This is a genomic window from Klebsiella sp. CSG-1, assembly GCF_056521145.1.
In genome coordinates this window covers 47,987-72,794 of the sequence record NZ_JBWNLD010000014.1, presented here as the reverse complement: position 1 = coordinate 72,794, position 24,808 = coordinate 47,987, and the positions used below count along the sequence as shown (strand labels likewise).

At 54.7% G+C, this 24,808-nt stretch carries 23 protein-coding genes and 1 pseudogene; 10 read left to right on the top strand and 14 right to left on the bottom strand.

Annotated features, from left to right (window positions below; all coding sequences use genetic code 11):
- Window positions 1–61: 61 nt before the first annotated feature.
- Window positions 62–1,240 carry a mannose-6-phosphate isomerase gene (gene manA / locus AC007G_RS24675; protein ID WP_032687434.1) on the bottom strand — a complete coding sequence of 393 codons (1,179 nt, stop codon included), beginning with the start codon at window positions 1,238–1,240 and terminating at the stop codon, window positions 62–64.
- Window positions 1,241–1,436: 196 nt separating this feature from the next.
- Here manA and fumA point away from each other — a divergent pair, with 196 nt between their 5' ends.
- Together fumA and fumC are read left to right on the top strand one after the other, a co-directional pair.
- Window positions 1,437–3,083 carry a class I fumarate hydratase FumA gene (gene fumA / locus AC007G_RS24670; RefSeq protein ID WP_136894883.1) on the top strand — a complete coding sequence of 549 codons (1,647 nt, stop codon included), beginning with the start codon at window positions 1,437–1,439 and terminating at the stop codon, window positions 3,081–3,083.
- A 144-nt stretch (window positions 3,084–3,227) separates the two neighbouring features.
- Complete coding sequence (gene fumC, locus AC007G_RS24665) at window positions 3,228–4,628, top strand: class II fumarate hydratase (protein ID WP_032687436.1); 1,401 nt, start codon at window positions 3,228–3,230, stop codon at window positions 4,626–4,628.
- Here fumC and tus read toward each other — a convergent pair.
- From tus to AC007G_RS24640, 5 genes and pseudogenes are all read right to left on the bottom strand, one after another.
- Entirely contained in the window at window positions 4,618–5,550 is a 933-nt protein-coding gene (gene tus, locus AC007G_RS24660; RefSeq protein WP_032699696.1) for a DNA replication terminus site-binding protein, read from the bottom strand. The genes fumC and tus overlap by 11 nt on opposite strands.
- A gap of 72 nt (window positions 5,551–5,622) precedes the next feature.
- Complete coding sequence (rstB, locus tag AC007G_RS24655) at window positions 5,623–6,924, bottom strand: two-component system sensor histidine kinase RstB (protein WP_032687437.1); 1,302 nt, start codon at window positions 6,922–6,924, stop codon at window positions 5,623–5,625.
- A 136-nt stretch (window positions 6,925–7,060) separates the two neighbouring features.
- A pseudogene (locus AC007G_RS24650) lies at window positions 7,061–7,210 on the bottom strand (site-specific integrase); the annotation flags it as partial.
- Window positions 7,211–7,403: 193 nt separating this feature from the next.
- A complete protein-coding gene (locus AC007G_RS24645) occupies window positions 7,404–8,417 on the bottom strand; it encodes an alpha/beta hydrolase family protein (RefSeq protein WP_142630768.1) in 1,014 nt (337 codons plus the stop codon).
- Between the two features lie 93 nt (window positions 8,418–8,510).
- Window positions 8,511–9,401 (bottom strand): LysR substrate-binding domain-containing protein, encoded by an 891-nt coding sequence (locus AC007G_RS24640; protein ID WP_032696056.1) that lies wholly within the window; start codon window positions 9,399–9,401, stop codon window positions 8,511–8,513.
- Between the two features lie 163 nt (window positions 9,402–9,564).
- Between AC007G_RS24640 and AC007G_RS24635 the strand changes: the two genes are divergently transcribed.
- The 3 genes from AC007G_RS24635 to AC007G_RS24625 are packed head-to-tail and all read left to right on the top strand — an operon-like array spanning window position 9,565 to window position 11,293.
- The gene (locus tag AC007G_RS24635; RefSeq protein WP_142630767.1) at window positions 9,565–10,089 is read left to right on the top strand and encodes a DUF4286 family protein; all 525 of its coding nucleotides are present in this window, start codon (window positions 9,565–9,567) and stop codon (window positions 10,087–10,089) included.
- Between the two features lie 19 nt (window positions 10,090–10,108).
- Complete coding sequence (locus tag AC007G_RS24630; RefSeq protein WP_032699701.1) at window positions 10,109–10,435, top strand: hypothetical protein; 327 nt, start codon at window positions 10,109–10,111, stop codon at window positions 10,433–10,435.
- Window positions 10,436–10,447: 12 nt separating this feature from the next.
- On the top strand, window positions 10,448–11,293 hold the full coding sequence (locus AC007G_RS24625) for an MBL fold metallo-hydrolase (RefSeq protein WP_142630766.1): 846 nt from the start codon (window positions 10,448–10,450) through the stop codon (window positions 11,291–11,293).
- Window positions 11,294–11,480: 187 nt separating this feature from the next.
- Here the strand turns inward: AC007G_RS24625 and rstA are convergent, their stop codons facing one another.
- The gene (gene rstA, locus AC007G_RS24620) at window positions 11,481–12,197 is read right to left on the bottom strand and encodes a two-component system response regulator RstA (RefSeq protein WP_032687443.1); all 717 of its coding nucleotides are present in this window, start codon (window positions 12,195–12,197) and stop codon (window positions 11,481–11,483) included.
- A 250-nt stretch (window positions 12,198–12,447) separates the two neighbouring features.
- Between rstA and AC007G_RS24615 the strand changes: the two genes are divergently transcribed.
- On the top strand, window positions 12,448–12,783 hold the full coding sequence (locus AC007G_RS24615; protein ID WP_004862575.1) for a GlpM family protein: 336 nt from the start codon (window positions 12,448–12,450) through the stop codon (window positions 12,781–12,783).
- On the opposite strand, the gene folM is transcribed toward AC007G_RS24615, so the two are convergent.
- From folM to ydgH, 3 genes are all read right to left on the bottom strand, one after another.
- Window positions 12,780–13,505: a dihydromonapterin reductase gene (folM, locus tag AC007G_RS24610; RefSeq protein WP_032687444.1), complete on the bottom strand. Its 726-nt coding sequence runs from the start codon at window positions 13,503–13,505 to the stop codon at window positions 12,780–12,782. The two genes, AC007G_RS24615 and folM, sit on opposite strands and share 4 nt — an antisense overlap.
- A 36-nt stretch (window positions 13,506–13,541) precedes the next feature.
- Window positions 13,542–14,924: an amino acid permease gene (locus AC007G_RS24605; protein ID WP_032687445.1), complete on the bottom strand. Its 1,383-nt coding sequence runs from the start codon at window positions 14,922–14,924 to the stop codon at window positions 13,542–13,544.
- 178 nt (window positions 14,925–15,102) lie between these two features.
- Window positions 15,103–16,053 carry a DUF1471 family protein YdgH gene (ydgH, locus tag AC007G_RS24600; RefSeq protein WP_004862568.1) on the bottom strand — a complete coding sequence of 317 codons (951 nt, stop codon included), beginning with the start codon at window positions 16,051–16,053 and terminating at the stop codon, window positions 15,103–15,105.
- 522 nt (window positions 16,054–16,575) lie between these two features.
- On the opposite strand from ydgH, the gene pntA reads away from it, so the two are divergent.
- The 3 genes from pntA to AC007G_RS24585 all read left to right on the top strand — a co-directional run bounded on the left by pntA (window position 16,576) and on the right by AC007G_RS24585 (window position 19,841).
- On the top strand, window positions 16,576–18,105 hold the full coding sequence (gene pntA / locus AC007G_RS24595) for a Re/Si-specific NAD(P)(+) transhydrogenase subunit alpha (protein ID WP_142630765.1): 1,530 nt from the start codon (window positions 16,576–16,578) through the stop codon (window positions 18,103–18,105).
- A gap of 10 nt (window positions 18,106–18,115) precedes the next feature.
- On the top strand, window positions 18,116–19,504 hold the full coding sequence (gene pntB, locus AC007G_RS24590; protein ID WP_004862561.1) for a Re/Si-specific NAD(P)(+) transhydrogenase subunit beta: 1,389 nt from the start codon (window positions 18,116–18,118) through the stop codon (window positions 19,502–19,504).
- Window positions 19,505–19,652: 148 nt separating this feature from the next.
- Window positions 19,653–19,841: a YdiH family protein gene (locus tag AC007G_RS24585; RefSeq protein WP_004862559.1), complete on the top strand. Its 189-nt coding sequence runs from the start codon at window positions 19,653–19,655 to the stop codon at window positions 19,839–19,841.
- A gap of 138 nt (window positions 19,842–19,979) precedes the next feature.
- Here the strand turns inward: AC007G_RS24585 and uspE are convergent, their stop codons facing one another.
- The 3 genes from uspE to ogt form a co-directional block, all read right to left on the bottom strand.
- Entirely contained in the window at window positions 19,980–20,930 is a 951-nt protein-coding gene (uspE, locus tag AC007G_RS24580) for a universal stress protein UspE (RefSeq protein WP_004862557.1), read from the bottom strand.
- A 136-nt stretch (window positions 20,931–21,066) separates the two neighbouring features.
- Complete coding sequence (gene fnr / locus AC007G_RS24575; protein WP_004862555.1) at window positions 21,067–21,819, bottom strand: fumarate/nitrate reduction transcriptional regulator Fnr; 753 nt, start codon at window positions 21,817–21,819, stop codon at window positions 21,067–21,069.
- A gap of 195 nt (window positions 21,820–22,014) precedes the next feature.
- On the bottom strand, window positions 22,015–22,530 hold the full coding sequence (ogt, locus tag AC007G_RS24570) for a methylated-DNA--[protein]-cysteine S-methyltransferase (protein WP_032696064.1): 516 nt from the start codon (window positions 22,528–22,530) through the stop codon (window positions 22,015–22,017).
- A 137-nt stretch (window positions 22,531–22,667) separates the two neighbouring features.
- Here ogt and AC007G_RS24565 point away from each other — a divergent pair, with 137 nt between their 5' ends.
- Window positions 22,668–22,934, top strand: coding sequence for a hypothetical protein (locus AC007G_RS24565; protein ID WP_032687448.1), 267 nt, complete (start codon window positions 22,668–22,670; stop codon window positions 22,932–22,934).
- A 345-nt stretch (window positions 22,935–23,279) separates the two neighbouring features.
- Here the strand turns inward: AC007G_RS24565 and abgT are convergent, their stop codons facing one another.
- Window positions 23,280–24,806: a p-aminobenzoyl-glutamate transporter gene (gene abgT, locus AC007G_RS24560; protein WP_032687449.1), complete on the bottom strand. Its 1,527-nt coding sequence runs from the start codon at window positions 24,804–24,806 to the stop codon at window positions 23,280–23,282.
- Window positions 24,807–24,808: the final 2 nt, after the last annotated feature.

Sequence of the window (24,808 nt, the reverse complement as noted above, 5' to 3'; positions counted from 1 at the left end):
GCCTGGTCATGTTGTCATGATGAGGGAAAGTCTAGCAAGCGCGGCTAAAAAGTTCAGTAACTTACTTGAGCTTATTAAAAACGCGCGCCAGACGACCGCTGCCGCTGACCGCAACCGGCGACTCGTTACAGCCAATAAAGGCCGACTCACCGGCTTTCAGGGTCAGATGCTGTTCACCTTTACGCAGAACCGCTTCGCCTTCCACGCAGAAAATGATGGCCGCGCTCTGCTGGTCGAGGGTGGATTGCTGTGCCGAAAGATCGTGCAGGGAGAAGGCGAAATCATCGACCGGAATCGGGAAATCCAGCTCCGCGGCGTGTTTCACCGGCTGAGTCAGCAGCTCGCCTGCCGGTTTGGCAACGAACTTCACGTTGGCAACCAGCTCCGGGATATCGATGTACTTCGGCGTCAGGCCGGCACGCAGCACGTTATCCGAGTTGGCCATCACCTCCAGCGCCACGCCCTGCAGGTAGGCATGCGGCGTTTCGGCGAACAGGAACATCGCTTCGCCTGGATTCAGCTTCACCACGTTAAGCAGCAGCGGAGAGAACAGGCCGCTGTCGTCAGGATAGAATTCGGCGATCAGGCGGATGGTCTGCCACGGTTCGCCCTGTTGGTTATCCAGCGCGGTTTGCAGCACGCGCAGAGCCTGCGCTTTTTCTTCACCTTGCATATTGAGCAGGCCGGCGAACAGCTGGCTTAAATGTTCAGCATCCGGCTGGCTGAGAAATTCACCGATGGCCGGGTGCGCGCTGGCAACCGGCTGCAGCAGGGCGGCAATCTCGTTAAATTCGCGGAACGCGTTCATCGCCAGGAATGGCGTCAGCGCAAAGACCAGCTCCGGCTTGTGGTTAGGATCTTTATAATTACGTTCAGCGGCATCCAGCGGAATGCCGGCGGCGTTCTCTTTGGCAAAGCCAATTTCTGAGGCCTGCTTGTTCGGATGAACCTGAATGGAGAGCGGCTGGGCGGCGCAGAGCACTTTAAACAGGAACGGCAGCTCGCCAAAACGCTGTGCAACCTTGTCGCCGAGCAGCGCGGACTTGTCGCCGTCGATGATCTGGCGCAGCGCGTGCGGGCGACCGTCGGCGTCGAGAATCTGCGAACTGCTTTTCGGGTGCGCGCCCATCCATAGCTCCGCCATTGGCAGGTTGTCCGGGTTGGCGATACCATAAAGTTCCGTTAATGCGGTGTGACTTCCCCAGGCGTAGTTCTGCACTGAGTTAATGAGCTTTTGCATTCTCAATCCCTGTTTCCACATGATAATAATCGCTCTATTAAACCAGCAAACCGCCGAGAAGCAACTGCTGAAAGAAAAAGTCGTCCTTGTCTCAGTTTTTGTTAAAATTTTGTGTAAAATTGATCGACTCGCTTTTCTACAGGCAAATGGAGTGTCTGCCTGAAATATAATCAGCCCAGCAGTAAGTGAGAGCACAATGTCGAATAAACCGTTTGTTTATCAGGATCCTTTCCCCCTTAAAAAGGATGACACCGAGTATTATCTCCTCAGTCGTGACTACGTCTCTGTCGCCGAATTCGCCGGCCAGGAAGTCCTGAAGGTTGAACCTCAGGCGCTGACCCTTCTGGCACAACACGCTTTTCACGATGCTTCCTTCATGTTGCGCCCGGCGCACCAGCAGCAGGTCGCCGATATCCTTAACGACCCGGAAGCCAGCGAAAACGACAAATACGTCGCCCTGCAGTTCCTGCGTAACTCCGATATCGCGGCCAAAGGCATTTTGCCGACCTGCCAGGATACCGGTACCGCAATCATCACCGGTAAAAAGGGCCAGCGCGTCTGGACCGGCGGCGGCGATGAAGCGGCGCTGGCGCAGGGGGTCTATAACACCTATATCCAGGATAACCTGCGCTACTCGCAGAACGCGGCCCTGGATATGTATAAAGAGGTCAACACCGGGACTAACCTGCCGGCGCAGATCGATCTTTATGCTACCGACGGTGACGAATACAAATTCCTCTGTATCGCCAAGGGCGGCGGTTCGGCCAACAAGACCTATCTGTATCAGGAAACCAAAGCGCTGATTACCCCGGCGAAGCTGAAAAGCTACCTGGTTGAGAAGATGCGTACTCTCGGCACCGCGGCCTGTCCGCCGTACCATATCGCCTTCGTGATTGGCGGCACCTCGGCGGAATCGACGCTGAAAACCGTGAAGCTGGCATCGACCAAATATTATGATGGCCTGCCGACCGAAGGTAACGAACACGGTCAGGCGTTCCGCGACATTCAGCTGGAGCAAGAGCTGCTGCTGGAAGCGCAGAATCTCGGCCTCGGCGCGCAGTTCGGCGGCAAATACTTCGCCCACGACATCCGCGTGATTCGCCTGCCGCGTCACGGAGCCTCCTGCCCGGTCGGCATGGGCGTCTCCTGCTCCGCTGACCGCAATATCAAGGCTAAAATCAACCGGGAAGGGATCTGGCTGGAGAAGCTGGAAAGCAACCCGGGCAAATACATTCCCGAGTCGCTGCGTCAGGCCGGTGAAGGTGAAGCGGTGAAGGTTAATCTCAATCAGCCGATGAGCGAGATTCTGGCACTGCTGTCGCAGTACCCGGTATCGACCCGGCTGTCGCTCAGCGGCACCATAATCGTGGCGCGCGATATCGCCCACGCGAAGCTCAAAGAGCTGCTGGATAACGGCGAAGCGCTGCCGCAGTACGTCAAAGATCACCCGATCTACTACGCCGGCCCGGCGAAAACACCCGATGGCTATGCCTCAGGCTCGCTCGGTCCGACCACCGCGGGGCGCATGGACTCCTATGTCGATCTGCTGCAGTCCCACGGCGCCAGCATGGTGATGCTGGCGAAAGGCAACCGTAGCCAGCAGGTGACCGACGCCTGCCACAAACACGGCGGATTCTATCTTGGCAGCATTGGCGGCCCGGCGGCGGTGCTGGCGCAGCAGAGTATCCGCAGCCTGGAGTGCGTGGCGTATCCGGAACTGGGGATGGAAGCTATCTGGAAAATCGAAGTGGAAGATTTCCCGGCCTTCATCCTGGTGGATGACAAAGGCAACGATTTCTTCCAGCAGATTCAGACCTCGCAGTGCACACGCTGTGTGAAATAATCGAAGCCGCCCTCCGGGGCGGTTTTTTTATGTCGTTTAGCGGCACGAACGAGCAATAAAATCTTAAAAATTTGACCAATACTTAACCCTTTATAGCAGGTGAGCTTTGTCGTAATTACGTACTTTGTATTCAAGGAGAAAGTAATGACAACGCATCGCAGTGAAAGAGACTCTATGGGCGCTATCGAGGTGCCTGCCGATAAGCTATGGGGCGCGCAGACCCAGCGTTCGCTGGAACATTTCCGCATCTCGACGGAAAAAATGCCGGGCGAACTGATTTATGCGCTGGCGCTGACCAAACGGGCGGCGGCAAAGGTTAACCAGGATCTGGGGTTACTGACCGCAGAGAAGGCCGAGGCGATTATTCAAGCCGCCGATGAAGTGCTGGCCGGCAACCATCCCGATGAATTTCCGCTGGCCATCTGGCAGACCGGTTCCGGCACGCAAAGCAACATGAACATGAACGAGGTGTTGGCCAACCGCGCCAGTGAACTGCTGGGCGGCGTGCGCGGCATGGAGCGCAAGGTTCATCCTAACGATGACGTTAATAAAAGCCAGAGTTCCAACGATGTCTTCCCGACCGCGATGCATGTCGCGGCGATTATCGCCCTGCGTGAAGCGCTCATCCCCCGGCTCAGGGTGCTGAAACAGACGCTGAGCGACAAAGCTACTGCCTTCAACGACATCGTTAAAATTGGCCGTACGCATCTGCAGGATGCGACGCCGTTAACGCTGGGACAGGAGTTCTCCGGCTGGGTAGCGATGCTGGAACACAATCTCCGTCATCTGGAGCTGAGTCTGCCGCACCTGAGCGAGCTGGCGTTGGGCGGTACGGCCGTTGGCACCGGTCTGAACACCCATCCGCAATATGCCGTACGGGTAGCGGAGGAGCTGGCGGCCCTCAGCGGTCAGCCGTTCGTCACTGCGCCGAACAAGTTTGAGGCGCTGGCGACCTGCGATGCGCTGGTCCACGCCCACGGCGCACTGAAGGGGCTGGCGGCTTCGTTGATGAAGATTGCCAACGATGTGCGCTGGCTGGCTTCCGGTCCGCGTTGCGGGATTGGTGAAATTGCGATTCCGGAAAATGAACCCGGCTCATCCATTATGCCTGGCAAGGTTAACCCGACGCAGTGCGAAGCGCTGACGATGCTGTGCTGTCAGGTCATGGGGAATGATGTGGCGGTCAATATCGGCGGGGCGTCCGGTAACTTCGAACTGAACGTCTACCGTCCGATGGTGATTCATAACTTTCTGCAATCGGTGCGCCTGCTGGCGGATGGTATGGAGAGTTTTAATGAACACTGCGCGACCGGCATTGAACCGAACCGTGAACGGATCGCGCAGTTGCTCAATGAGTCACTGATGCTGGTCACGGCGCTGAATACCCATATTGGCTATGACAAAGCGGCGGAGATTGCCAAAAAGGCGCATAAAGAGGGGCTGACGCTCAAAGCCTCCGCGTTAGCGCTGGGCTATCTGACGGAGGCGGAATTTGACAGCTGGGTGCGTCCGGAAGAAATGGTGGGCAGCATGGCTACTCGTTAGCCAGCCACAGATGCAGCCGCGGTATAAGTAGCCTGAGCGACTGCGCCTGCGGCTTATAGCGATACTGCACATTATCCGCATCGTAGTTCAGTAACTCGCCGATATCCGGCACGCTCACCCCCTGAGTGCCGGATATCAGCGTGATAAGCGGGCCTGGGCAGGCGTACTGCACCTGTTTCTGCTCACCGGCGTACCAGACTCGTGCGATAGGCTGGACCTTCACCGGCCGCTTGATCTTCAGCTTTGCCCGCTGCGGCAGAGCGGCGATATCCTGATATTCTCGCTCCAGCTTGCTTTGCCACTGCTCACGCGTCCAGGGCGGCACCGCGCGCGGCGATTGCAGGCTTTTTTCCAGCTGCTGCAGCACCTGATCACGAGTGAGATTTTTAATCACGTGCTTATTAGCCCAGCCAAAGCGGAGGGTGCTCGGGTCGCATAGCACCGTTAAGGTGCGGTAGGCGCTGAGGGTGATAAGCCCCGGCAGATGACGGTGGACCCATTCAAAACGCGCCGCGGCGGGCAGGCCGGAATCAACGGTGACAATCTTTTCGAAAGCGGCTTTCAGCGCGTTAATGCGGGCAATACTCTGCAGTAACGCCGCCTGTTCCTCGCCATCGGTTTGCAGGCAGATGGCGCCGGGGAGGCGGACTGCAGCTTTACTGCTGCGGCTTTCTGATTGCTGCTGAATGAACAGATGGCTGTAGTGTTTCAGCGCCATCTCCAGCGCCGGTTGACCGGTGTGCTGAACCACCTGAATAGTCTCCAGCGGGTCGTGTTCCGTCTCTTTACTGACGGCCGGCAGCTCAAACACCCGGGCGGCCAACAGGCGGCAGGCGCGCAGGCGCTGCTGGAGCATCTGTAGCTCGCGTTCCAGCTGGCGAAAGGTGTCATTCAGACGTTCAACGAGATCGTAGCTGGCCATAGCACCCACCTTAGTTACAACATACTGTTTGGTTTTTAACTATACGCAGGCCGCAGCACCTGCGCAAGTGGGTCAGGCAGCGCTCAAATTGGGCAGCTGATGATAGATTGGCCAGCTGAAACAAAAACGAGCGCCGCCCAGAGAGCTGGCGCCGCAGCTTACCTCGCCGGACATGGCCTGGGCGATACTGTGGACAATCGCCAGCCCAAGTCCGCAACCGCCGGTGGCCCGGTCGCGGCTAGGGTCGAGACGGACAAAGGGCTCAAACACCCGTTCGCGCTCCTCCGGGTCGATGCCCGGGCCGTCATCTTCAACCTGCAAGGTTGCTCGCGAACCCTGTAGCGTGAGCCTGACCTGAATTTGCCGGTTGCTGTAGCGCAAAGCGTTATTGACGAGATTATCCAGCACGCGTTCCATCAGACGCATATCAAGCGCGCCGTAATCCCCGGCCACCACTTCCTGTAACGTCACATCACGTTGGGGGTTAACCATTTGAATCTCTTCAACGTGCGCCGCTATCCAGGCGGGAAAATCAGGTGTTGTCAGATGCAGTTCATTCTGCGGTCGGTCCAGGCGGGCGTAGGTCAACAGCTCCTCGATTAAGGCTTCCAACTGACCAATATCGCGGTTCAGCGCCTGAGATTCCGCTTCGGTCAGGTTTTCACTCATCTCCAGACGATAGCGCAGGCGCACCAGCGGAGTACGCAGTTCGTGGGCAATTCCGTCGATCAGCAGCTTCTTGCTGGCGATGAGCGCGTTGATATTGTCGGCCATCTGGTTAAAGGCGACGCCCAGGCGTTCGAAGCTGGACATACTGTCGAAATGAATGCGTTCGGTAAAATGCCCCTCGCCAAAGCGTTGTGCCGCGGTCTCAAGACGCAACATATCCTGCCAGTGGGGGCGCATCCAGATAAACACGGGAAAGGCCAGCGAAATGGCGATGAAAGCCATCAGGGCGACATCCAGCAAACGCATCTCGTGGAGGAAGTAGAGATAGGGGACGGGGCCTACCGACAGAACGTAGTGGCTCCGCGGGATGCGTTGAATAAAGGTGTATTCATCATCGAGGGCGACAATATCCCCGGCGCGCAGATGCTGCATCGAGTTTTCCGAGAGCTTAAATTTACTCAGCGGCTCAATATGCAGATCGAACGACAGATTAAGATCCAGCTCCTTTAGCGTTTTGCTCCAGTCGCGCGGTGGGATTTCCCGCAGCTCGCTACGCATCAGATACAGCGAGCTTTTCATCAGATCGTCCAGCGACTGCCGGCCCGCACGTTCGGCGGTGAATTTATACACCAGCCCTACCAGCATGGTCATCACCAGGAAGCAGACGAACAGCAGAAGGTAAAACTGCACAAACAGCTTTTTCATCAAATCTCACCTAAAAATCAAAAAGTTAACTACCTGTCTTTTACCTTCATGGGCACGATGGGCATTGGTATAACCGCCAGAGCGCTGATTCCGCCACCAACCCGATCGTTAGCAAGGGCATTTATCCCGGCAGAATATACGTGAAAAAGCATTTCTGCGTGGATAAATGCCCGATTTGATTCGCTATAAAAGCAGGGTTCGCACCGGCTGACAACACCTGGCATGCGTAAGTATGCCGCAGTTGATTGGCACGGCGGCGAATACTTGCCCTACGTACAGTGGCTTCCTGTCGCGATTGTAGAACTGATAACGGCCAGGAGCGAAGACGTGTCTCCTGAACAAAAACAGCTATCCACAATGGCTGGTCAGGTTAACTCTAACGGTAGACCACGACTTGATGAACGCACCGGGTTTTATGAAACAGGGGGCTTTTTTTTGTGACTCCCTGTTTGGCTTTCGGCAGGTAGTAAGAAGGCAGTTCAGTTCCCACATTGCTGCTTAAGGATCCATGATGAGACAGAATTAAGTGCCCCGGGCGAATAGGCGTGTTGCCCGGTCAGCAGAAACAATCCCTGTTTCCACAAAGGCCACTGAGAGGCAAGTTGATAATCAAACCATTCGCTGCGTAAAAGCCCGTGAGTTGCCCCCGGCAACTGCCTGATACAACGCGCTGTACCCACCGGTAGTGCTTTGCGCCAGACTGCGACTGTTTCATCAGGATCTACATTCCGGTCATCTTTTCCCATGAGAATGAATACCGGAGTATCTATACCTGAAATCTCTTTCGTCGCATCAGCCCGGGAATTCCTGCGCTCGAAGTCCTGTCGCGTACATGGGGTGTTACAGGGGCGATTAGCCGTTTCTTCTGTAAACTGCCTGTCAAAAACCGCGGCTTCATGTTTTTTCGCATCCAGAATAGCAGACAAGGAACGACCCTCGGCTTTAAGCCGTTGCTCGGTATAGTAAATGCCCTGATTCCGCCAGTTTATCGCTGGACCTATCAGCACAATAAAGTCAGTTGTTGTTAATTGGCTTGCCTGGGGGACGACCCAACCAGCTTGTGAGAAACCAAGATAACCTCCGCGACTTTCTTTCAGTTCTGGTTGCTCTCTTAATTTTTGTAACGCCAGAACGGCCTCCCTGGCGCGATCTGACATCGTCTGCGCCAGCCAGTTTCCGGTACTTTCACCAACGCCCGGTTTATCCCATGAAAAAACAGCTATTCCCTGTGATACAAGGAAGTTAACCAGAGGAATATATCCGCCGTCTGACCAGCGATCCTGAGGCCCGTCGCCATGAATTAAAAGCACGAACGGAGGATATACCTTATCTGGCGGCAGAATTAATGTACCCGTGAGGAGATCCTGATGATGCGTAAAAGATAGGGTACGCAGCTGCCCGTATCCGGCAAGCTCGAAATCAGATAACCGACTGAACAAAAAAATAATGACCAGGATAATCATAATTGAAAATGACACAATATATTTAATCATATACAGCTCTTTTATGGATTATAAATATTAAACTGCAGCAGATTCTTGTAATGCTTATTTACCGCTTTTGGCAGAAAGCAGACAACCGCTATGTCATGTCACGCGCATCGGTTCCGCCTGCAACCAGCGCTCAAAATCTTGCAGAGCGGGTTCATTTATTCCTGTTTCCACCGGTTTAACCAAACAAAATGTCTTGCTCAGTTGTTCGGCGTCCGGCCAGGGCGCAACAAGCAATCCCTGGTTTAACTCTTTTTCTACGTATATGCGCGGCACCATGGCCACACCTTGTCCCGCCAGTACGGCAGCTATCGCCATTTCATGCAGGTCATAGCGGACTCCCTGTGCCGGGTTATCAAGGACTATCCCACTTTGCCCGGCATAATGCAGCCAGGCCTCTGGGTTCTGCCGCCGGTGAATGCGGGGCAGTGTATTCAACTGTTCAAAGATATTCCTGTCGCTTAACAGGTCAGGACGACAAACCGGCACCAGTTTCTCCTCAAACAGAACCTGCGTGCGCATACCTGCCCATGCGGGATGCTCGAAATGAATCGCCGCGTCAAATCCGCTCCCGGTGAGAATGAAAGGATCGGTTCTCGCCGCGATATTCAATGTGATGTCCGGGTATAAAGACTGGAAACTGCTGAGCCGGGGAATTAACCAGCGACTGCAAAACGTTGGCAGGACGGCAATTTCCAGACTTCTGCTGCCCTCAGGCATGCCCATCACGTACTGAGTATCCCGCTCTAACCGCTCGAGCATTTCCCGCACGTGATGGGCATAGCGTGAACCCACCGGATTAAGCTTGACCCGGGTTCCCGCACGGTCAAACAGTCTGCACCCGAGCAGAGTCTCCAGGCGGGCAATCTGTCTACTGATGGCGCCTTCCGTCAGCGATAGCTCCGCGGCAGCACGGGCAAAATTACCGTGCCTGGCAGCGGCCTCAAACGCCTGAAGTGAAGCACTGCTGGGAATTTTTCTGCGCATTAAAATTGCCTTATTCGACGGGGATGTGAGTCGCTAGTGACATAATGTCACTAATACTTGAATTAATATCGATTCATTGGCGAATTAACAGCATATAGCATGACTAAAAGTCACTAAGCAAGGCCATGCAGGCCCTGCGTTTTATTCATGCAGAGGTGAACCGATGTTCTATACCGTGGAGTGCAACTATACCGACCCTGAAAGCGAGCAGGAGTGGAATGCGTTTTACAGCCTGGAAAAGCTGCCTGCGCTTATCTCGGTCACCGGGTTTAGCTCTTCCCAGCGTTTTAAAGCCCTGAAGCCGGGCGGCCCCCGGTATCTCGCCATTCATACGGTGAAGTACGCAGAGGTGCTTACCAGTGAGGAGTACAAGCTGAAAGGGGGCGGTAATTTTTCACGCTGGCAAAATCACATCACCGACTGGCACCGTAACTTGTATGAGTGTAAAGGCACCGCTCCCGCGGTAGCCAGTGGTGAAATTCTGCTGCTCAGCACCCAGCCATTGAGCTTTATTGAGGGGCTGGGATACCCGGCGCTACAGATGCAGGCGTCAGGGCTAGAAAAAATGCCCGCCCGGCGCATTGCCTATGTGGTGACGCGGGAAATTGCCGCGCAGTTAGCTGACATGCCCGGCGCCTGCCTCTATGCGCCGCTGACACCGCAGTTGACGAATCCAGCTCAAGCCTGATGGGAGGCGAGTTTATAACATGCCGAATCTGACGTTTTATATTTCTCAACAACATGCTGGCAGGTTGACTGACCTCCACGGTTTAACGCGTGCCTGCAGTGCGCTCTGCACCGGCATTCTCGCGGCGGAGTCGGAAAATGTTCATATCATCTATGTTGAGGTGAAACCCGGATGCGGACATCCGGTATATGCCGAACTTTTTTATCGTCTGACAAGCGAGCGTACGCCAGAAGTCATGGCGGAGTTTATGCGCGAGTTAGAACGAACCATTCGAGAAGCCTCGGGCCTTACGGCGCGTATTCGCTGTTTTGGCTCTGCTGCATCACACCTGTTTGCGCGCAATTAACCAGAGGTAACGATGAACCATCGGTCTTTTTCAACCCGTCGGATTGGGGATTTTCTGGTGACCGCGCTTAGCGATGGCACGATGTCCGCCAGCCTGGATTTGCTGTCAGGCATCGAAACAGCTGAAGCAACGGTTATTCAACGCAACGCCCGGGTCGCTGAACCCGGCAATATCCATATCAACGGCTATCTTATTCAGGGGCGGGGGCGGACTATCCTGGTCGATGCCGGTGCCGGAGGGCTGAATAACGTCGGCGGGCAGCTCCAGGATAATCTTGGCGCGGCAGGTATCAGCCCCAATGACGTCGATACCGTGTTACTGACGCACGGCCATCCTGACCATATTGGTGGTCTTTTAGATGCAGATGGGCTACCTGTTTTTCAACGGGCCGAACTTCATCTGCACCCGCTTGAAGCACAATACTGGCACGATGATGAACGATTTAACGTCGCGAATGAGCGTGGGCAGCGAAATTTTAATCTGGCTCGCCGGACGTTAAACGCGTACGCCCGGCAGCTGCGCTTGCTTGACGAAGGGGAGATAACTGAGGGCATTCTCCCGGTATGGTTGCCAGGACATACGCCAGGTCATACTGGATTTCGCATCACTTCCGGGGATCAATGCTTATTGATCTGGGGTGACATCGTCCATTTCCCGCATATCCAGGCAGCACGGCCGGACGTTTCCATTATTTTTGACTGTGACCCCCTTCAGGCTGAAGAGACACGTAAAAAAGTCCTGGCCCAGGCGGCAAGTGAAAAACTGCTGGTTGCAGGAATGCATTTAGACAGTTTGGGTTTTGCCAACGTGCTCAGGGCGGACCCGGGATACCGTCTTGCCTGGCGGGAAAATGATTGATCACAGGGAGAGATTGACAAATGAAAAGTCGGGCGCCAGGGGGAGGCCGATTTTTCCCCTTGATGCGCCGCAGCGGGGAGCTGACGGAATCGTCAGCCGTGCGCGGCAGGCGACGGAGGGACAGAGCGCCGCCGACAAAAAACCACCCGCAGGTGGTTTTTTTCGCGCTCGACGGCCGGACGGTAAGTTAATTGTCCCAGGCGTGAGGGGCGAACAGATATCCTTTATTGCGCACCGTCTTGATGCGATAAGGCTCGGTCGCGCTGTCGAGCAGTTTTTTCCGCAGGCGCGAAATCGCCACATCCACACTGCGATCCATACCATCGTAACTGACGCCGCGCAGATTTTTTAGCAGCGCATCACGATCCATAATCTGTCCGGCGTGGGTGGCCAGTTCCCACAACAGCTCAAAATCAGCCGTTGAGAGCGCCACGCTCTCGCCACCGAGCAATACCTGACGGTTAACCGGGTCGATGAGCAGTGAACCGAATGTAATCGATTTATGCGGCGTGAGCGACGCCGGGGCATTGGTCACGGGAGAGGCGATGTGCTGGCGCAAATGCAGGCGCAGACGTGCCAGCAATACCGCCGGCGGCGTGGTCTTCAGAATGTAATCGCTGGCGCCCATTTCCAGGGACAAAATATGGTTCATATCGCTGTCGAGCGAGGTGAGCAACACAATCGGACCTTGCCACTGGCCACGCAGATCGCGGCACAGGGTCATGCCGTCTTTGCCAGGCAGCATAATATCCAACAACACCAGGTCGGGTTTTTCCCGCGCGATAACCTCTTCTGCCCGGTCGCCTCGTGGTTCAACCACCACTTCCATATCGTGCTTTCCGAGATAAGCGGCAATCAGGGCGCCCACTTCCGGATCATCCTCAACAAAAACGATCTTATTCATATCTTACTTGTACTGGAAAAAGAATTAACATACACCGCCACCAGACTACCTGCCATTACTCTTTTATAAAAAAAAGAGGTCATCCTTCAAGCGGCCCCGGCGTTTGCTTCGCGCGCTGAACGGCCAGCCGGTTATCCAGGCTTAGAGCATTCGCCCTTACGCCGCTCAGGGGGGATTCGAATGATATTGTGAATATATGTACTTCCGTTATGCTACATCAACGGGTTGTTTATATGTTAAGGCTAAAGGAATGGGGTTGTTGATTAAAGGGCTGATCGGCGCGCTGGTGGTGATACTGATTGGCGTACTGTCGAAAAGCAAAAATTATTATATTGCTGGTTTAATTCCACTATTTCCGACCTTTGCTTTGATTGCGCATTATATTGTGGCCAGCGAGCGCGGGCTTGAGGCGCTGCGGACCACGATCGTCTTTGGGATGTGGTCAATCATTCCCTATTTCGTCTATCTGCTGTCGCTCTGGTACTTCACCGGAATGATGCGCCTGCCGTTGGCGTTGGCGGGCGCAGTCGGATGCTGGGGGCTGTGCGCCTGGCTGCTGATCCTCGGCTGGAGCCGCTTCCACTAACGCAGGTGTCTGCCGCCATCCACGGCAAAAGAGCGGCCCGTAACAAACCGGCTGGTGAACAGATAATCGAGCAGGTCGACTATCTCTTTTTCGCCCGCCACGCTTTTCATAAGCGATTTATCCAGCGCCTGCTGGCGATATTCGGCGTCATCGCCCTCATTAAACATGATCAGCGAAGGGGCAACGGCGTTGACCTTAATCTCCGGCGCCAGTTTGCGGGCAAATGAGCGGGTCATATTATCCAGCGCCGCTTTACTGGCCGCGTAGGCAATATGTTTATCGCTGCCGCGTTCAACGACATAGTCAGTGATATGAATAATGTCGCTGGCGGCGTGCCCGTGCCCGCGCAGGAGCGTTTCCAGCGCATGGTTGAGCAAATAGGGGACATGAACGTGGATCTGCATCATGCTGGCCAGCACGGTGGTGAGCGGAACGCCCGGCTTTTCAGCCATCCAGTCGCTGGCGTTATGGACGATCGCGCGCAGACCGTCGGCGGCGTGGTGTTTTACCGCTTCGGCAAAGGCCAGTATCTGTTCATCGGTACTAAAATCGGCGGCAAGACAGACGGCCCCGGCATCGCGCAGTGCGTCAATGGCCGGGTAGTGCGTGCGATAGCTGACGATAACCGGCTGCTGCTGATCCAGAAAATGGTGCGCCAGCGCGAGGCCGATGCGGCGGCCTCCACCGGTGATGAGAATCGGGCGAGGCTGTCGGACAGTCATGGGTATCTCCTTTGAGTTCAGCAGCAGGGCGACCGCTTACCCCACCAGCATCCACGTTGCCGGTACAGCGGCAACCAGCAAAAAACCAATTAAGGCTAATTCACGGCGTTTGAGCATGCGATCGTGCTGGTGCGTACGGCGAGCGTACAGGAAAACCAGAAGACCCGGAGCGTAAAGTACCACTGACAACAATAAATGCACAGGGCCGGATGCATATAATAACCATAAGCCATAAATACATGCGCCGACACCTACCGCCTTATGCAGCGGGCGTACAGCAATCTTCAGCAGGAAGGCGCCCACGAGGAAATAGGGCACCAGAATCATCTCGGACGCGATGGTCAATAACGTATTGTAATCAGACTTTGTCAGCCAGATCAGCACCAGCGACACCTGAACACTGATATTGGTTAGCCACAGCGAGGCCGACGGAGCGTTGTTTTTATTCTGCCGGGCGAAGCGGCGCGGAAATGCTTTATGCGTCGCGGCCAGCCAGGGGACTTCTGCCGCCATAATGGTCCAGCTCAGGTAGGCACCGCACACGGAAATAATCAGCCCGGCCGCGATCACCACTTCGCCCCATGAGCCCATCATTTTCACCATCAGGCCAGCCATCGACGGATTACGCATTTCGGCCAGTTCCGGACGGGCGACCACGCCTAAAGAGAGCAGGGTCACCAGCAGATAAACCACCAGCGCGGAAAGGACTGCCAGCAGCGTGGCGCGGCCGACATCCTGTTTATTGCGCGCCCGTGCGGAAACCACGACCGCACCTTCCACGCCGATAAACACCCACAGGGTGATCAGCATGGTGTTCTTCACCTGCTCCCAGACCGGTACCCCGAGCGCCAGCCCGCTAAAATCAAGGCGGAATGTCTCCAGGCGAAAGGCGATGACGGCGAGGATAACAAATGCGCCGAGGGGGATTAACTTGGCCAGGGTCGCGATCAGGTTAATGCCTGCCGCGGTCTGGACGCCGCGCAGGACCAGAAAGTGCACCACCCACAGCAGGAGCGACGCGCCCACGATCGCCTGCCAGGTATTCCCGTTGCCGAAAATAATGGTATCCGGAGTGTCGGTAAAGAAGCTGAGCGCGGCAAAGACAATCACCAGATACGAGACGTTGGCGATCACCGCGCACAGCCAGTAGCCCCAGGCGGAGCAAAAACCGACGAGTTCACCGAAACCTTCGCGGGCATAGGTGAAGATACCGCCGTCAAGATCGGCGCGAATGCGGGTCAACAGCAGCATGGCGAAGGCGAGGAATAAAATCCCCACGCCGGTGATCGCCCAGCCAATCAGCAGGGCCGACGGGCTGGCGACGGCCGCCATATTTTGCGGCAAGCTGAACACGCCTGCGCCCAGCATTGAGCTCAGTACCAGTGCGGTCAAGGCGCTGAGGCCCAGTTTCTTTTCCATTGTATTCCCGAGGTGACGGCAGTGAATCAAGAATATTTATTTGGCGAAATCGCATAAAAATGGAGGATTACGCTAAGGCGCGGGATTTTACGGAGTGTCTTGTGCGCATGCAATGGTGGCGGATGAAAAAAAACAAAAAGGCGGCATATTGCCGCCTTTTTACTCAGTGCCGATGCGATTATTTATACAGATCTGCGCTGATGGTGATGTTACCGCCACGTTCCTGCCACTGGCGGGTAATGTGGTAGTACTTCGCCCCTTTCTTCGCCGCGCGTTTGGCGGTCTGGTAAGAAATTTCGGTCATGTTGCCGTAATTGCCGGTGAACTTGATGCTGTCAAACGGCGCCATCTGGGCCGCGGTGATCTTGTTCACTTCTTCAACTTTGGTGCCATCCGGCAGCGTGACGGTGTAACGTCCGCCTTTTGATGACTGCGTTTCGAAGAAACGACCTACGCCGGTACCGGAACCGACGGCTGCCGTGGTGGCAACGCCTGGAATTTCGACGTTTTTCGCAGCGGTACCGCCTTCAGCCAGCGCTGCGCGCCCGGCTTCAGAATCGGCCGGGATCGCATCCGGGCTCTGCAGAACGCGTTTCCGGGCATCGGCTTTATAGATATAAGCCGTGATACGCTGGTTGCCGCCCTGGTTAGCATCAACCTGACGGACGATGAAGAAGGAGGCGGCACCTTTGGCTTTCGCCGCTTTGGTGATCGCATCATTCACTTCCGGCTGACTGCGATAAAAGCCCTGGACGGTCACGGTATCAAAAGGCTCCAGCTCGACGGCCTGATCCTTTGGCAACTCCATGACGCCATTGATGACGCGATTTTTCGGGGCATCCGCCTGCGGAGCATTGTCTTTATACAGGTCCGCCGTGACGCGCCAGTTGCCGCTGTTGCCATAATCAGAAGTGTCGACAACATAAAATGAGGCCGCGCCATCTTTGTCCGCTTTACGGGACATGGCTTTTACCGCATCGCCGATGGCATTAAAACGGCCCGTGATCACGACGCGATCGTAGGGTTTTAGCGCCGCCGCCTGCTCCGGAGTCAGCTCGGTCGCTGCATGGGCTGACAACGCTGTCGTAGCCAGGAGAGCAGACGCCAGGAGTGAGTTCTTAAGCTTCATAAAAATAATCCTTTGCCTTGCGCAAACCATGTACTGGTATTGTTGTTGACTGATAACGCTCGATTATTGCATTTAAAAGGCGTAACTGTCTGCGTCATTTTTTGCTTACCGCCCGAAACGTGCGTCACAATAATATAACAATTTCTGATATGTTGAAAAAACAGCCGCTTGACCAGCAAAATTGATAATCAATACCACTTTTATAAGTTAACGTAATGTTAATGTTATGTTCTTGCAGGCGATTAATGGCGTATAACTGCATCAGCTAAGCGATTTATCAGGCCTGACCATAAATTTAAGGTAAATATTGCTGCCTGACACGGTTCGCGATGCGTTTTACCAATAAAATCAAAATTTCTGTTTTATCGCAGTAGATCACAATCGCTATTTTCAGTAGGTTATAAAAAGTTTGTTACTGTTTCATTTTTTCAGTCAATGGAAAAGAAACGGCATGTTTTGCCGCTTAACCGTCGTCTGTAAGAAAAGAAAAACCATCATCAAAAACCGATGGAAGGGAAAACTATGCGTATCGGGGTACCAAAAGAACGGTTTGCCAATGAAACCCGCGTCGCTGCCACGCCGAAAACGGTGGAGCAGCTGCTAAAACTCGGGTTTACCGTTGCCGTTGAAAGCGGCGCGGGTCATCTGGCAAGTTTCGATGACGAAGCCTTTGTCCAGGCGGGTGCAGAAGTCGTAGACACCGCTGGAGTCTGGCAGTCATCCATTATTCTGAAGGTGAACGCACCAGAAGAACATGAAATTGCATTACTCAATCCGGGCACCACGCTGGTGAGCTTTATCTGGCCTGCGCAAAATCCTGAGCTGATGCAGAAATTAGCGGCTCGCAACATCAACGTCATGGCGATGGATTCGGTGCCGCGTATTTCTCGCGCCCAGTCGCTGGATGCGCTCAGCTCGATGGCCAACATTGCCGGCTACCGGGCGATTGTTGAAGCGGCCCACGAATTTGGTCGTTTCTTCACCGGTCAGATCACCGCTGCCGGGAAAGTTCCGCCGGCGAAGGTCATGGTCATTGGTGCCGGCGTCGCTGGACTGGCGGCCATCGGCGCGGCGAACAGCCTCGGCGCGATTGTCCGTGCCTTCGATACGCGTCCGGAAGTGAAAGAACAGGTGCAGAGTATGGGCGCCGAGTTCCTGGAACTGGACTTTAAAGAAGAGGCGGGCAGCGGCGACGGCTATGCCAAAGTGATGTCCGAAGCCTTTATCAAAGCCGAAATGGCGCTGTTTGCCGCGCAGGCCAAAGAGGTGGACATCATCGTCACCACGGCCCTGATCCCGGGCAAACCGGCGCCGAAGCTGATTACCCGTGAAATGGTGGACTCCATGACGGCGGGCAGCGTGGTGGTCGACCTGGCCTCGCAGAACGGCGGCAACTGTGAGTACACCGTTCCTGGCGAAGTGGTGACGACCGCCAACGGCGTGAAGATCATCGGCTATACCGACCTCCCGGGCCGTCTGCCGACGCAGTCCTCGCAGCTGTACGGGACCAACCTGGTCAACCTGCTGAAGCTGCTGTGCAAAGAGAAAGACGGCAATATCACCATCGATTTTGACGACGTCGTGGTTCGCGGCGTGACGGTGGTTCGTGAAGGTGAAGTGACCTGGCCGGCGCCGCCGATTCAGGTTTCTGCCCAGCCGCAGGCTGCGGCGAAGCCCGTTGATGCGCCGAAAGAAGCTGAAAAACCGACCTCCCCGTGGCGTAAATACGCGCTGATGGCGCTGGCGATTATTCTCTTTGGCTGGCTTGCCAACGTGGCGCCGAAGGAGTTCCTCGGTCACTTTACCGTCTTCGCGCTCTCCTGCGTGGTGGGTTATTACGTGGTATGGAACGTTTCTCATGCGCTCCATACGCCGCTGATGTCGGTGACCAACGCAATTTCAGGGATTATCGTTGTCGGAGCGTTATTGCAGATCGGCCACGGTGGCTGGGTCAGCTTCCTGAGTTTTATCGCGGTGCTGATCGCCAGCATTAATATTTTTGGTGGTTTCACCGTTACTCAGCGCATGCTGAAAATGTTCCGCAAGAACTAAGGGGTAGCACATGTCTGGAGGATTAGTTACAGCTGCATACATTGTTGCCGCTATTCTGTTTATTTTTAGCCTTGCGGGGCTGTCAAAGCACGAAACCTCGAAGCAGGGTAACCTGTTCGGCATGGCCGGGATGGCTATCGCGCTGCTGGCAACCATTCTCGGGCCGGATACCGGCAACGTGGCGTGGATCATCCTGGCGATGGTTATCGGCGGCGCAATTGGTATTCGCCTGGCGAAGAAAGTCGAAATGACCGAAATGCCGGAACTGGTTGCGGTGCTGCACAGCTTTGTGGGCCTGGCTGCGGTGCTGGTCGGCTTTAACAGCTACCTGTATCACGAAGCGGGAATGGAACAGATCCTGGTGAATATTCACCTGACGGAAGTGTTCCTCGGCATCTTTATCGGTGCGGTGACCTTCACCGGCTCGATTGTGGCCTTTGGCAAACTGCGCGGCAAAATTTCGTCTAAACCGCTGATGCTGCCGCATCGCCATAAGCTGAACCTGGCGGCGCTGGTGGTTTCCTTCCTGCTGCTGGTGGCCTTTGTTCGCACCGACAGCACAGGAACTCAGGTTCTGGCGCTGCTGGTGATGACGGTCATTGCCCTGGCCTTTGGCTGGCATCTGGTGGCTTCGATCGGCGGGGCAGATATGCCGGTCGTGGTCTCAATGCTGAACTCCTACTCGGGCTGGGCGGCAGCGGCGGCGGGCTTTATGCTCAGTAACGACCTGCTGATTGTCACCGGGGCGCTGGTGGGCTCGTCGGGTGCGATTCTGTCTTACATCATGTGTAAGGCGATGAACCGTTCATTCTTCAGCGTGATTGCCGGCGGTTTTGGTACCGATGGTTCCTCTACCGGCAGCGATGAAGAAGTGGGTGAACACCGCGAAATCAGCGCCGAAGATACCGCGGAAATGCTGAAAAACTCGCACTCCGTGATCATCACCCCGGGCTACGGTATGGCGGTCGCACAGGCGCAGTATCCGGTGGCGGAAATCACCGAAAGATTGCGTGCCCGCGGCATCAAGGTGCGCTTTGGTATTCATCCGGTTGCCGGGCGTTTGCCAGGGCACATGAACGTACTGCTGGCGGAAGCGAAAGTGCCGTACGACGTGGTGCTGGAAATGGATGAGATCAACGACGATTTCACCGATACTGATACCGTGCTGGTTATCGGCGCCAACGACACCGTTAACCCGGCGGCGCAGGACGATCCGAAGAGTCCGATCGCCGGGATGCCGGTGCTGGAAGTGTGGAAAGCGCAAAATGTGGTGGTCTTTAAGCGTTCGATGAATACAGGTTATGCCGGTGTTCAGAACCCGCTGTTCTTCAAAGAGAACACCCATATGCTGTTTGGTGATGCGAAAGCCAGCGTCGACGCAATTCTGAAAGCGTTGTAATGGTTTGCGATCCTAAATAATGTTTGCTTCTGAAGCCGTCTCTGCTGAGACGGCTTTTTTATATATACAGCAAGGTCATGAATTGCTCATAAAGTCGTCAGCCTGGAGTGCTATACTAAGCCTGTTTTTTCATCACTCTGAGGATATTATGGATACCGAATTAACCCCGGCGCAAATGGCAATCGAGTTTCTGCGTCGTGACCCAACAGCGTTAACCCCCGCGCAGTATCTGAAAAAATTCAAACTTCTTGAGCTGGAATTTGCGGATTTGATGTCGCTCTCCTCCAGCGAGCTGAAAGAAGAAATCGATCATGCCTGGCGCTTAGGTATCCATTAAAAGCATTGTTGCTGTATATGTGTTGTCGATGACGGGGCCGAAAGGCCCTTTGTTTTTTCTGTCGCCGGGGAGGCAACACAAAAAAATCCCCCGCCGAAGCAGGGGAGCGTGTTTTACGCAGCATCAACCCGCGGTGGATTAATCGTCATCCTCGTCATCCATTTCAACCGGCGTTTTGTACTGCTCAGGTTTGAGGACCAGCAGGTCGCAGCGCAAATGGTCGATGACCTGCTCGGCGGTATTGCCGAGAAAGGCCGCCGACAGTCCGGTGCGCCCGACGGTGCCCAGCACCACAATCCCCGCCTGCAGGTGTTCAGAGAGGTCAGGAATGACCTCTTCCGGTAGGCCTTTTTCAACGTGGGTGCGGTTCTCATCAATGCCGAATTTTTGCCGCAGCGCCTTCATGGCCAGCAAATGCTGACCGCGAATGGCGTCGTTGTAGATACTGGGGTCAAAATCGGGGAGTTCGATGGCGATATTAATCGGTGTGACCGGGTAGGCGCCCACCAGATGGACTTCGGTATGGTTGACCTGGTCCGCCAGCTCGAGGGTTTCTTTAACCAGTTTTTCGTTTAACGCGTCGTGGTAATTTTCTTCGCTGGCCAGATTGACGGCCACCAGCGCTTTGCCGCCTTCCGGCCACGGCTGATCTTTTACCATCCAGACCGGACATGGACATTTACGCAGCAGATGCCAGTCGGTCGGGGTGAAAATCACGGCCTCCAGCTTGTCATGCTGGTGCGCCATTTTCAGCAGCAAATCGTGTTTGTCGCTGAGGATTTCCTGAATAATGGCTTCGAAGGGGCGATTGTGCCACACCACCTTAATCTCAATGGGAACGCCGGACTCAATATAAAACCGGGCCTGTTCTTTGATCCAGGCGCTACGTTGGCTGATAACGCCCTGGCGCATTGCCGTCCGCTCATCGGGCGACAGCAGGGTTGTCATCTCATAGGAAAAATCGTAGATCGGCAAAAAGGCTTTGATGCGTCCACCAATCCGTTGGTGTAGATACACCGCACGCCGCAATGCAGGCTGGTCGTCCTGATTGGGGTCGATTACTACCAGCATGTTCTGATACTTGGCCATACAGGGTCTCCTTACAACTGTAACCACAGTCTGTAATTAAAAGATAACCTATATGGATGAAATGAAACAGGGGATGACCCTGGCCAGATCAACAAATCAGAAAAAAATGAGCGATCTGGCGGAGGGACAAAGAGGATCAGGCGACGTTGCGGGCCTGACCAGCGAGCTGAGCGAGCAGGTCGCTATTTTCGATGGTGATGTATTTGCCTTTTACCGCCAGCATGCCGCTTTTCTGAAAACGCCCCAGCAGACGGCTGATGGTTTCGACGGTCAGACCGAGATAGTTGCCGATATCACCGCGGGTCATCGTCAGGCGGAATTCGCGAGGCGAGAAACCGCGCTGCGCGAAACGACGAGACAAATTATAAATAAAGGCCGCCAGACGCTCTTCCGCATTCTTTTTAGAAAGCAGCAGGATCATGTCCTGGTCGCCTTTGATCTCGCCACTCATCAGACGCATCATCTGCTGGCGCAGATTTGGCATTTTACCGGAAAGATCGTCCAGCGTTTCGAAAGGGATTTCGCAGACCATTGAGGTTTCCAGCGCTTGCGCAAAGCTCGGATGTAGCGCGGTACCAATGGCATCAAAACCAACCAAATCACCCGCCAGGTGGAAGCCGGTAATCTGCTCGTCACCTTGTTCGGTAATGGTATAGCTTTTAATGGTGCCAGAACGAATCGCATACAGCGATTTCAGCTCATCACCCGCTTTGAATAAGGTTTGCCCTTTCTGGATTGGCTTTTTACGCTCGATGATATTATCCAGCTGATCAAGCTCGTGCTCGTTCAGAGTAAAAGGGATGCAAAGCTGACTAATGCTGCAATCCTGACAATGGATTGCGCAACCGCCAGACTGAATGCGTCGTATAATTCTCTTTTCCGGGATCATAAGTCTGCTCAAGCCTTAATTGATATTGGTCAATTTTAACATCTTTTTGGTGAGCAGGTAAGTCTCGAACCCGTGAAACACGTAATATTAAAAGGGTAAAGCTTTTATCACTTTTATCTCATTGATAAACAATACAATGTTGGTCGGAAGCTTATTGTAAAGTTACCTGATGCTTCCGATAAAAGGCACGTAGCGTCAAAGAAGCAGATACCCCTCATGGCGCAATAACCACTCTTTCCGCTGCACGCCGCCGGCATAGCCGGTCATGGTGCCATTTCGCCCAATCACGCGGTGGCAGGGCACGACAATGCTGACCGGGTTTGAACCGTTGGCCGCGCCGACCGCACGCGCCGCGCCCGGACGCCCCAGTGTTTCCGCCAGCTGGCCGTAATGCATCACCTGACCGCAGGGAATGGTGCGCAGGGCTTGCCAGACTTCACGCTGAAAGGGGGTGCCTGCCGTTGCCGTCGGCAGCGTCTCGATGATGCTGAGATCGCCGGCGAAGTAGGCGTCAAGTTGGCGACTCAGCCCGCCGGGATCGCGGGCATCGATGCGTTGATAACCTTCATGCCGATAGTGCAGATCAAGCAGTTGCGTCATACGGTCGCTATGCTCCTCCCACTCAACGGCGCGAAGGCGAAACTGCTCGTCGCAAAGAATCCATAATGGCCCCAGCGGGGTGTCGATTTTATCCTGAAGCAGTACCAGCATCGTTTCTCCTTGTTACCTGATTAGCAAGATAACTATTGCGCTCTATTGACAAGATATCACGCACGCCGTTCTGGCAACTATACTCCTGAAAGATAATCCACCGCTGTGCGGATAAAGGCCGGGAACAGGGGAAAGAAATGACGCGCGATTTCAATCTGCGTACGGCTGCTGATACGGATAAAATCGCCGATATATCGTCTGCGGAGATGTTTATTTTTGTATTAATTGCGCCGCGCGGGGGCGACGGGTTTTTGTTACTTTTATTCGGCGGCGAATTCCCCTGTGCGGAGGAGCGTTCAGTTCGTTTTTCTCTGCAGTTTGTCATACGCACGCGGATTAGTAAGAACTGGCTAATTCATCGGGAGGCACCCGGCGCCGCGAATAAATATACAGGCATTCCTTGAGTCAATTATTTTGCCAGCACCCCGGTGTTGGCTTTTTTTTACAACCATTAGAGGTATCGATATGCAATATATGCTGACAGGACTTTTAATCTTGATTATCAGTGGGTTATTGTTAAACGCTGTCTCTCTTGTGCTTGAGTCTGTATATAAGATGCTGAAAGAGATGCATTTAAAAAAACGGCATCTTTAAGAATGTCGCAAGACAACCCTGGATGCCGAAAAAATGCGTCTCAGACAAGGCTGATATAATCAAAGCAGGTCTGGAGACGAAGATCCTCTCCAGGTGGTGACAAGTGTCGTCACGCGCGCAGCGGAGGGTGACCAGATTCTGGCCACCCGGCTTTGTCAGGACAGGCGTGGGTAAATTCCTGGCCCGATGGGTAATCCCAGCCAGTACCATATCACCAGCATCAGAAGCCACACGCCGAGGAATATCAGGGGATAGGGCAGGACGAGAGAATAATAGGTGCCGAGTTTCGCATCTGAACGATAGCGTTGCAGGAAGCCCAGAAACAGCGGGACAAACGGCGATACCGGCGCCAGCGGCAGGACCGACGAATCCGCGATGCGGAACAGTATCTGTGCAAAGGCCGGATGAAACCCGAGTAGCATAAACATCGGCACAAAGATCGGCGCCAGAATGGACCAGATTGCCGAGCCGCTGGCGATGAACATACAGAGAAATGCCGACAGTAACGCCAGGCCAACAAAAGCCGGCACCCCGTTCATTCCCGCCTGCTCCAGTAAATCAGTCAGCCCCACGGCCATAAATTTACCCATATTGCTCCAGTTAAAAATGGCAACAAACTGGGCCAACGGGAACACCATAACGATAAACCCGGCCATCTCTTTCATCGGTTCGATCATTAACGGCGGCAAATCTGCCTGACGGCGAATTTTTCCGGTGGCAATACCGTAGGCCAGCGAGACGAAGCAGAAGAAAAAAATAATCAGCGGCACAATGCCTTTAATAAAGGGTGAGGGCATCACCGTATGAGTGACCGGATCGCGCAGAATCCCGTTCTGCGGCACGACCATGATGGCGACCAGAGCGATAAAAACCAATGACGCGATACCGGCTACCCGCAGCCCGAAGCGTTGCTCTGGCGTCAGCGCCGCAAGTCTGTCCTCACTGCGGCCTTCCCATGTTCCCAGCCGCGGTTCAATCAACTTATCGGTGATAAGCCCGCCTACCAGGGTCAGAACGATGACCGAACAAGCCATGAAATACCAGTTGTCGATAACGCTGACATGCAGCGAGCCATCCAGCGTCTTTGCCGCCTCGGTACTGATGCCCGAGAGCAGCACATCGGTTGTGACAATCAGCAAATTAGCGGTGAACCCGCAGCCGACGCCGGCAATCGCCGCCAGTAATCCCGCCACCGGGTGGCGGCCGACGGCGAGAAACATCAGGGCGCCTAACGGCGGCATGATCACCAGAGCGGCGTCGGATGAGATATGGCTAAAAAAGGCGATAAACAGCACCATATAGCTGGCGTAGCGCGCGCTGACGTGCGAGGCCATTTTGACCATCAGCGCCGGCAGCAGACCCACCCGTTCGGCCAGTCCCGCGCCGAGCACCAGCGCCAGAATCGCCCCCAGCGGGGCAAATCCGCTGAAGTTCTTGATGACGTTCGGCAGAAACCAGTGTAGTCCTTCGATGCTGAGCAGGTTTTTGACTACCACGGTGGAGCCGTCTGTCGGGTTGATCACCCCCACGCCAAAGGCCGACAGTGCGGCGGTGGCTACCGCCAGCACCACGATCAGATAAATAAACAGCAAAAAAGGGTGTGGAACCTTGTTGCCGATCTTTTCAACCCAGCTGTACAGCTTCCCGTTGGGGGAAGGCGACGGTATGGATGACATACTCATGG